Below are 9,171 nucleotides of genomic sequence, written 5' to 3'. Positions count from 1 at the left end.
CAACAGGTCGCCGAACTGTTCCACGTCCTCTGCAAACGACACGGTCGTCGCAACCTCTCAATCGAGAGTGTTGCGACGACCGCATGAACCCGCCGTGACGACCTCGGTCCATCGTCTTGTCGAGACCCTCTCCCACCCATATTTTGAACATTTGTACTAGACAAACGTGCAACTCCTCTGTTAGACATATGTCTAAGACATTCGATCAAGATTGGGGACCGACCATGAACTCCCTCCACAACTCCACCGCCGGCCCGCGCGTTCTCGTCTGCGGCGGCGGAATCGGCGGCAACGCGGTTGCTCTGCAACTGGTCCGGGCCGGAATCCGGCCCACCGTGCTGGAACGGGCCGCCGCGCCGCGGCCCGGGGGCCAGGCCGTCGACCTGCGCGGTCCGAGCCGCGAGGTGGCCGAGCGGATGGGGCTGATGCCGGGTATTCACACCCACCAACTCGACGAGCGCGGCATGCTCTATGTCGACGCGGCGGGTAAGCCGACGCTGCGCATGCCCGCCGACCTGTTCGAAGGCAAGGGTGCTGTCGCCGACATCGAGATCACCCGCGGCGACCTGAATCAAGTCCTGCTCGACGCACTCGCCGAGGCGGGCGGTGCGGACTACCGCTACGGCGAGTGGATCACCGATATCCGGCAGGACGAGGCGGGCACCGAGGTCACCTTCGCCTCGGGAACCGTCGCGCGCTACGACATCGTGATCGGCGCGGACGGATTGCATTCGACCACCCGCGAACTGGTCTTCGGCCCGGAGCGGGAATGCAGTACCTACCTGGGCGGATATGTGTCCTTCTTCACCATGCCGACCCCCGCGGACGTGGAACCGCACTGGTTTTCCATGCACTCACTGGTCGGCGCGACCGCGGTCGGCATCCGCCCCGACGCCGATCCGGAGACCTGCAAGGCGATCGTCTTCGTGCGCGGGCCCGCCGATCCGGCGCTGCGCCGCGACGTCGCGGCCCAGCAGCGGCTGATCCGGGAGCGGCTCGCCGGAGGCGGGTGGCATTGCGAGGCCGTGCTCGCCGCCATGACCGACGCCCCGGATTTCTACTTCGACGAACTGGCCAGAATCGAACTGCCGACCTGGTCGCGGGGACGGGTCGTGCTGCTCGGCGACGCGGGTTACTGCGGATCGCCGCTGACCGGACAGGGCACCGCGATGGCATTGGTCGGCGCGTACCTGCTCGCGGGCGAGATCACCGCGCACACCACCGACCACCACCGGGCGCTGACCTCCTACGAGGACCGGCTGCGCCCGTTCGTCGCGACCGCTATGGAATTGCCGCCGGGCGGCCTGAAGGCGATAACACCGTCCACCCGCTTCGGCATTCGCGCGGGCATGGCCGTCTCCCGGTTGATGACCACCAGGATGATGCGGCCGCTGGTGATGCGGATGCTCACCAAGACCGAGAGCTACCCGCTGCCGGATTACCCGCGAACCGTTCGCGCGGCCTGATCCCCCGCCGGCTCGGGCTACGCTCTCCCCCGTCCCGACTCGCCGAGTGCGTCGTAATGGCGCCCCAACCCCTCGATGATCGCCGTCAGCACCCGGTGGGTTACCTGCAGATCGGCGTCGGTGAACCCCGCGATCGCGGCGCGGGTGCGCTGCCCGACCGGAATGAAGAAGTCCTGGGCGGCGGCCCTGCCCGGTTCGTCGTGGTAGAGCAGGACACGGCGGCGATCGTTCTCGTCTCCCGCCCGGCGCAGATGTCCGGATTCGATCATCCGTTCCACCAGGTAGGTCACCGCGGCCGAGGACATCCCCATGAGTCCGCCCAGCTGTCCAGGGGTGAGCGGGACACCCTCGTATTCGGCCGTGGCGATATGCAGTAGGGCACGAAAATCGTTGGGACGCAGACCATTCGATCGCGCGAAAATATGACCGAGCTGATCGGAGGCAGCGGTCAGCGCGCGGAGGTCGGCGCCGATCTCTCTTTCCAGCGCGTCGCGTTCGGTTCCCGCGCGCGGGGGTTCCGCCGATGCCGCCGCATCACTGTCGATCACGATGCCAGCGTACAACTCTCTCCATTGCTTGATATTTAAGAATATGAGAGAGTTTGCACGTGGGTATCTGGGATCGCTACGCCGCCGCCGTCACCTCCCGTCGCTCCTGGGTATTCCTCTTGGTGTTGGTCGGGCTTTCCGCGGCGTTGATGGGCGGTATCGGAGGTAACGACAACGCGGGCCGAGCTCCGGATTCGCTGCCCGACGCGGCGGAATCCGCCCGCGTGCGGGATGCCGCCGCGCAATTCCCCGACGCCGGTTCCGCCGCGGCCATCGTCGTGGTCACCCGTACCGACGGCGGCGCCCTCGGCGAGAGCGATCGCGCCGCGGCGACCGCCGCACTCGCCCGTGCCGTCGCCGCCTCGGGCGAGACGCAGCGACAGCCGGGAGCACTCGTGGCCTCGGGGGACGGCCAGGCACTACTCGGCCAGGTTCCGATCCCCGCGCGGTTGAACGGTTCGGCGCTCACCGAGCGCGTCGACACCGTGCGGCAGGCGGCGGACGAGGGTCTGCCCACCGAGTTGCGGCTCCAGATCACCGGCGGACCAGCCTTCGGCGCCGATATCGCCGATTCGTTCTCCGGCGCGAACACCATGCTGCTGGCGGTTACCGCGATCGTCGTCGCGGCGCTGTTGATCCTGACCTACCGCTCGCCGGTGCTGTGGTTGGCGCCGCTGCTCGTGATCGGCTGGGCCGACCGGCTCGCCACCACCGTCGGAACCGGCGTCGCCCGAGCGACCGGACTGAGTTTCGACGGTTCCACCGCGGGCATCACCAGCGTGCTCGTATTCGGCGCGGGCACCAACTACGCGCTACTCCTCGTTTCGCGATACCGCGACGAACTGCACAAGGAACACGACCACCGCATCGCGTTGCGCCGTGCGGTACGCCGGGCCGGACCGGCGATTCTGGCGAGCAACCTCACCGTGGTCGCGGCCCTGCTCGTACTGGTGCTGGCATCGGTGCCGAGCACGAGAAGTCTCGGTGCGCTCGCCGCGTCCGGACTGCTGGTCGCCCTTGTCTTCGTGCTGCTCGGCCTGCCCGCGGTCCTGGCCATGTTCGGACGAAATATCTTCTGGCCCTTCATCCCCCGGCACGATGATCGCGACCCCGCAGAACAGGGCGTGTGGCATGCGATCGCGGTCCGGGTCGTCCAGCGACCGGCGCTCGTCATCGCGACCGCGACGGCACTGCTCGCGGTCTGCGCGGCCGGGTTGTTCACCGTCGACGTCGGGCTCTCGCAGACCGAACAGTTCCGCGTCAGCGCCGAATCGGTGGACGGATTCGACACCCTCGCCGCGCACTTCCCGTCCGGCACCTCGGACCCGGCGCTGGTGATCGCGCAGGCCTCCGCCACACCGCGGATACAGGAAGCCCTCGCCGCGATCCCGGGTGTAGTGCGCGCGACCGCCACCGGAACCGCGCCCGACGGGCTCGCCCGCTGGTCGGTCGTCATCGACGCGCCACCGGCCTCGGATCGGGCATTCGAGATCATCGAATCGATGCGCACCGGGCTCGCGACGGTGAGCGGCGCGGACGCGATCGTCGGCGGCAGTGACGCCGAGGAACTCGATATCACCACGGCCGCCTCCCGCGACCGCCTGCTGATCATCCCGCTCATTCTCGCCGTCGTCTGCTTCGTCCTGCTCGCCCTCCTGCGCGCGGTGCCCGCCGCGCTGCTGCTCGTGGCGGTCACGGTGCTGAGCGCGGTGGCGGCGCTCGGTCTCGGCAGCTGGCTCAGTGTCCACCTGTTCGGATTCCCCGGGATCGATACCAACGTCCCGCTGTTCGCGTTCCTGTTCCTGGTGGCGCTCGGGGTCGACTACACGATCTTCCTCGTCACCCGCGCGAAGGAGGAGACGCCCGGGCACGGTACGACGGGCGGAATCGTTCGCGCCGTCTCCTCGACCGGAGCCGTGATCACCAGCGCCGGCATCGTGCTCGCCGCGGTGTTCTGCGTTCTCGGTGTCCTGCCGCTGATCACCCTGACGCAGTTGGGCATCGTGGTGGGGCTCGGCATCCTGCTCGATACGTTCGTGGTGCGCACGGTCATCATTCCGGCGCTGTTCACCCTGATCGGTCCGCGGATCTGGTGGCCGAGCGGGACCGGCCGGGATCAGGACGCCGCCGCGCCCGCCGAACCGGTGGCCTCGAGCGCCTGACCAGGCATCGACGCGACGATGCCCAATTCGGCGAGCAACTCCACGACCCGCCCGCCGATCTCGTCGCGGATCGGGCGGACCTGATCGACCTCGAGACCCGCCGGATCCTCGATGATCCATTCCAGGTAGCGGGGCCCGGGCAGCAGCGGACAAATATCGCCGCAGCCCATGGTGATGACGATATCGGCGGCCGCGATGATCTCGTCGGTCCACGGTTTCGGATACTCGTCGGCGATATCGATGCCGATTTCGGCCATCGCCTCGACGACGGCCGGATTGAGCGCGGCGCTCGGCTCGGACCCGCCCGACCACGCGACGGCCCTGCCCCTGGCCAACTGCGTGAAGTAACCGAGGGCGATCTGCGAACGGCCCGCATTATGTGTGCACAGGAAAAGCACGGTCGGCTGGGGACGCGCGACTTTGCCTTCGAGCCGAGCCCGCGCCTCCAAGCGCTGACGGCAGAAACGCTCGGCCAGGGTCGGCAGATAGAGCGTCACGGTGGATCGGGCCGCGAATTCGTCGTAGGACGACATCAGATAGTGCCGCACGGTATCCCAGTCGAAAACCGTCACGAATTCGGCGCGCAGCCGCTCCTGCGCGCGGTCGAGCGCGATCTCGTGATCGAGTGCCAGGAGCCGATACGCCGGGGTGGCTGAATGTTCAGACACCCTTCCAGCCTCTCAGCCCTCGGTTGAAGCGGCAAGCGAACTTCCCGTGAACCCGGTCGCACAACCCGCCGAACGCGGTGAAGCCGGGCCGGTCACCCCTCGTGGACCGGCCCGGCCCGTACCTCGGATGGGATCGTCGGCGCGCACGGATTGGTTACCTGTCGCAGTGGTGATGCCTCGATCTCCGATCAGCTCCCGGAAGAGCCAAGTGTTGTGCCTGCCCGATAACGCGGACGGTCGGACCGGTCACCCCTCGCGGACCGGCCCGACCGGCGTTATCCCCGGCCCGACTTGTCACCCCTCGTAAATGGACAAGTCGTGCCGGTTCCCACCCCGGCAGTAGCTGATATCCCCCCTTTCCCCGGTTACCTGTGGAAGTAGTCGAAAGCGCTCGACTGCTCCCGTTCGTGGTCGCACGTGCGCTCGACGCCCGCACCGGGAATCCCGGTACTCGGCTTGCCGATCATGTGTGCCTCCCTTCGTCGTTTCCGAATGTTTCCGGTGTGCTCCGGCGTCGAGACAAACATTGCCGCCACGCACTTGCTGGGGACTTAAAAAGACCTTGGAATAACGAAGTGGCAGGTCGGGATCAATTCGCTCCGCCGCGGCGGCGATCGCGAGATGATGTAGGCGGTGCGCCAAAAGGATTGGAGCGATGATGGAAACCGTGGTGGTCTGGGTGCTGGCCTGCCTGCTGTACTGGTGGGGCCTGCTCTGAACCGAAGGAAATCCGGCCGCGCGACTGCTCTCGCCACCGGCGCGACGGGCGCGCGGGCCCTGTCCCGATAGGCACCGACGACGTCGCCCCCGGTCCAGTGCCCGGGGGCGAAATATTCTTCGGGGCGAAGCGATTACGCGCGGGGCGCGACCTGCTCCCCGGTGCGGCAATCGGGGCACAGGCCCCAGAAGACGACTTCGGCCTCATCGATCGCGAACCCGTGACTGTCATCGGGTTCCAGGCATGGAGCGCCGCCGACGGCGCAGTCCACGTCGACGACCGTGTCGCAGGACCGGCACACCAGATGGTGGTGGTTGTCCCCGATCCTGGTCTCGTAGAGCGCCGACGAACCGGCGGGTTCGATGCGGCGCAGGATGCCCGCGTTCACACAGGCTCTGAGCACGTCGTACACGGCCTGGGTCGAAACGGTTCCGAGGGCTTGCCTGACCGTCGCGGCCAACCGATCGGCATCGGAATGCGGGCGCGCCGCCACCGCCTTCAGCACCGCGACGCGGGGCGCGGTGACCCGCAGGCCCGCTGCCCGTAACCACTCGCGTGGGTCGCCGTCGGTGTTCATGAATTCGATGGTCGCCCGCTTTCTGGAATTAGACAAGAAAAGGGCCTCGTAGTGTGAGCGACTCGACAGCAAGCGCTACGGGGTGAATCACCCGGTCACCGTGGCGGCGGGGTCCGAGGCGGGGTTGCGCCACGACGGCGGGATGGGCGGCGGCGTCCACCGAAACGTCGTCGGCGGCATAGATTGACGTTGCCCACCGAATCCATCTCGTTCAGCAACTGGTTCACCACGGTGCGCATGGTGGTCGATGCCGCCATCTGGCTGCGCTTGTGACCGCGCGCGTCGACCTCGTCCAGGAACAGCACGCACGGGGCGTTGCGTCGCGCCAGCTCGAAAACATTGTGCAGATCGCGTTCGCTGGCGCCGACGAAGATATCCAGTATGTCCGCGATCTCGATCGGATCATCCCCCGTTCGACAATACGAAACCTCTTCGAGCGTAGACGTTTGCGGCCAGGATGCCGTGCATGGCGCAGATCACATCGCCCGGCTCGGAATATTCCGGCGGAACGCTCGTTGTAACTCACTGTCGGCGTCCGGACAGCCCCGGGCCTCACCCCTTCGTCGCTGCGAGCGACCACCCGCCGAGAGGCGCTTGTGGGACGTCGGCCAACAGTCGTGACGTCGGAGTGGCGTCCGGCGACTGGACGCCGCCGGGCCTTTCGATCCGGCGGCGTTTCGTCATATTCGCGCTGCATAGTCGCGCCGTGGCGATATAGCCTTCCCGACATGGGGCGTATCTATGGATCGTTGACCGCATTCGCCGCGGCGGCGCTGATGGCGAGCACAGTGGTCACCGGAATCGCGCGGGCGACGCCCACCGACACCGAAACCTATTGCGCCGTGCGGTCCGGGCGGGAACCGGAGCGGGCGCTACCGGAGGACGTCGGATTCGACTCAGCGCGCCTGGACGCGGCACTGCGATTCGCGAGCGAGCGAAATCGGTTCAACGTGCAGGTCTTTCGGCACAACTGCCTGGTGGGTGCGGGTCCGAACAATGATCGGACCGATACCGTCGCCTGGAATATCTGGAGTTCCACCAAGAGTGTGGTCTCGGTACTCGTCGGAATGGCATGGGATAGGGGCAGAATCGACCTGGACGCACCGATCGACCGATATCTGCCCGCTGGCCTCGGCGACGCGGAGCACCGTTCGATCACCGTGGAGAATCTGCTCACCGAAACCTCCGGAATGAGGGTCGGCGTTCTCACCGAAGGCATCACCGGAGTCATCCCCCTCGATCCCAACAGCGCCGTACAGGCCCTCGGTGTGCCGTTGGACAATCCCCCCGGCACCGCTTTCAGCTACAGCCAGCGCAATGTCGACCTGCTGGCCTACGTCCTGGAATCGGCGATCGGAGAACCGCTGCAACAGTTCGCCCAACGCGAACTCTTCGATCCGCTCGGCATCGCCCGCGGCGATTACTACTGGGCGCGCGACCGCGCCGGACACACCTACGGCTACGCGCACTTGATGATTCCGCCCGACGATTTCGCCAAACTCGGGCTGCTGGTGAGCAACGACGGACGCTGGGGCGCACGGCAACTCGTCTCCGAGGAATATCTCCGGAAAGCACGTACGCCCTCCAGGGCGAACAGCTGCTACGGATATCTCTTCTGGATCGGCCCGGGATGCGCCGAAATCGCCGCGTTCATGCCCGCCGATATCGTGTCGATGGCCGGGCTCGGGATGCAGAACGTCTTCATGATCCCCAGCCTGGATCTCATGGTCATGTGGACCGGCGTCTACGGCAATGTCAGCAGCCAGGGCCTTTCGGGGATCGTGCAGAACACCTCGGAACTGCCGCACGAATTCTTCCGCAGGCTTTTCGCCGCCATGGTGGACAATCCGATTCCCGATCCAGGACCGTATGTCGAACCGCCGCTGCGGCTGGACCCCGGCCGGTTGGTCGACGGGAATATCCTGCTCGCCGTTTTCGGTGTCGGTCCGTCCGCCTATCCGGGCTGCAATGTCTTCTCGTGCCTGAACTATCCGCTGGCGCCGCCGTTCGCCGATACCGCGCCCGGATGCGCGATCCTGGTCTGCCTCGGGGACGCCCCGGGGACACCGGGTATCCGCTGACCCGTGCGCGGACGGCTCTCAGCGCAGCCGCGTGACCCAGCCGTGCACGTCGTCGACGCGCAGGGCCGCCGCGTGACGTTTGCGCAGGGCTTGCGACAGCGGGCCGGGCGTGCCGTCGCCGACCATGCGGCCGTCCACCTCGAGTACCGGCGCCGCGCCCGCCGATGTGCCGGTGACGAAAACCTCGTCGGCGATGTACAACTCGGTGAGATCGACGGTGCGTTCGATGACGGGAACGCCGTCCTCGGCGGCGAGGGTGAGAATGGTGCGCCGATTGATCCCGTCGAGGATGTCGCAGGAGACGTCGGGCGTGATCAGCGTGCCGCCGCGCACGAGGAAGATATTGGCCGCGCTGAGTTCGCAGACGTGCCCGTTGCCGTCGAGGAAGACGCAATCGTCGTAGCCGCTGTCGATGGCGTCCTGTTTGGCGAGTACCGAATTCACGTACGCGCCGTTGACTTTCGCCCGTGACGGAATCGCATTGTCCGGAATGCGACGCCACGGACTGGATTTGAGCCGCATTCCGTCCTGCGGCACGATCGGCGTCGCCTCGTAGACGAACATGCTCACCTGGATCTCACATCCGCGCACCCTGGTGCCAGGAATGGATTCGATGACGTGCACCGTCGCGCGGACGAAGACATCCTCGGCGGGGTCGTTGGCCGCGATCAATTCGATGACCGCCGAGCGGAATCGCGCGAAATCCCACTCCGGCGCGAACCGATCTATCCCGATGATCTTGCAGGACTCTTCCAGACGCCGGAAGTGATCGTCCAGCCGGAACGCGGTACGCGCCGATCCCTCCACGTGAACGGGAAAGACCGTGTAAACGCTCAGGCCGTACAGCACCGCCGACGATGCCACGCCGACCTGCGCCGCCTCGGCGGGAACGAGCCGGTCACCGAGGTACACCTGTGGATAGGGGTTCGCCATCGGCGCAGGCTATCAGCC

Annotated in this window: 8 protein-coding genes; 3 read left to right on the top strand and 5 right to left on the bottom strand. The window is 66.7% G+C overall.

Going from position 1 to position 9,171, the window contains the following annotated elements; genetic code table 11:
• The first annotated feature begins 224 nt into the window (after nucleotides 1-224).
• The gene (locus ABZS43_RS31090) at nucleotides 225-1,466 is read left to right on the top strand and encodes an FAD-dependent monooxygenase (protein WP_355039548.1); all 1,242 of its coding nucleotides are present in this window, start codon (nucleotides 225-227) and stop codon (nucleotides 1,464-1,466) included.
• 17 nt (nucleotides 1,467-1,483) lie between these two features.
• On the opposite strand, the gene ABZS43_RS31085 is transcribed toward ABZS43_RS31090, so the two are convergent.
• Nucleotides 1,484-2,014: a MarR family transcriptional regulator gene (locus ABZS43_RS31085; protein ID WP_355039547.1), complete on the bottom strand. Its 531-nt coding sequence runs from the start codon at nucleotides 2,012-2,014 to the stop codon at nucleotides 1,484-1,486.
• Between the two features lie 59 nt (nucleotides 2,015-2,073).
• On the opposite strand from ABZS43_RS31085, the gene ABZS43_RS31080 reads away from it, so the two are divergent.
• Nucleotides 2,074-4,176 carry an MMPL family transporter gene (locus ABZS43_RS31080; protein ID WP_355039546.1) on the top strand — a complete coding sequence of 701 codons (2,103 nt, stop codon included), beginning with the start codon at nucleotides 2,074-2,076 and terminating at the stop codon, nucleotides 4,174-4,176.
• Here ABZS43_RS31080 and ABZS43_RS31075 read toward each other — a convergent pair.
• The 3 genes from ABZS43_RS31075 to ABZS43_RS31065 all read right to left on the bottom strand — a co-directional run bounded on the left by ABZS43_RS31075 (nucleotide 4,131) and on the right by ABZS43_RS31065 (nucleotide 6,486).
• Complete coding sequence (locus ABZS43_RS31075) at nucleotides 4,131-4,844, bottom strand: arsenate reductase ArsC (RefSeq protein ID WP_355039545.1); 714 nt, start codon at nucleotides 4,842-4,844, stop codon at nucleotides 4,131-4,133. The two genes, ABZS43_RS31080 and ABZS43_RS31075, sit on opposite strands and share 46 nt — an antisense overlap.
• 851 nt (nucleotides 4,845-5,695) lie before the next feature.
• Entirely contained in the window at nucleotides 5,696-6,139 is a 444-nt protein-coding gene (locus ABZS43_RS31070; protein ID WP_355039553.1) for a Fur family transcriptional regulator, read from the bottom strand.
• A 95-nt stretch (nucleotides 6,140-6,234) separates the two neighbouring features.
• Nucleotides 6,235-6,486 carry an AAA family ATPase gene (locus ABZS43_RS31065; RefSeq protein WP_355039552.1) on the bottom strand — a complete coding sequence of 84 codons (252 nt, stop codon included), beginning with the start codon at nucleotides 6,484-6,486 and terminating at the stop codon, nucleotides 6,235-6,237.
• A gap of 381 nt (nucleotides 6,487-6,867) precedes the next feature.
• On the opposite strand from ABZS43_RS31065, the gene ABZS43_RS31060 reads away from it, so the two are divergent.
• Nucleotides 6,868-8,220 carry a serine hydrolase domain-containing protein gene (locus ABZS43_RS31060; protein ID WP_355039544.1) on the top strand — a complete coding sequence of 451 codons (1,353 nt, stop codon included), beginning with the start codon at nucleotides 6,868-6,870 and terminating at the stop codon, nucleotides 8,218-8,220.
• 18 nt (nucleotides 8,221-8,238) lie between these two features.
• On the opposite strand, the gene ABZS43_RS31055 is transcribed toward ABZS43_RS31060, so the two are convergent.
• Entirely contained in the window at nucleotides 8,239-9,153 is a 915-nt protein-coding gene (locus ABZS43_RS31055) for an aminotransferase class IV (RefSeq protein WP_355039543.1), read from the bottom strand.
• Nucleotides 9,154-9,171: the final 18 nt, after the last annotated feature.

The organism is Nocardia sp. NPDC005366, from assembly GCF_040606855.1.
Classification (GTDB): domain Bacteria; phylum Actinomycetota; class Actinomycetes; order Mycobacteriales; family Mycobacteriaceae; genus Nocardia.
The sequence above is the reverse complement of the archived record's forward strand: the minus strand, read 5'-3'. Positions and strand labels throughout refer to the sequence as shown.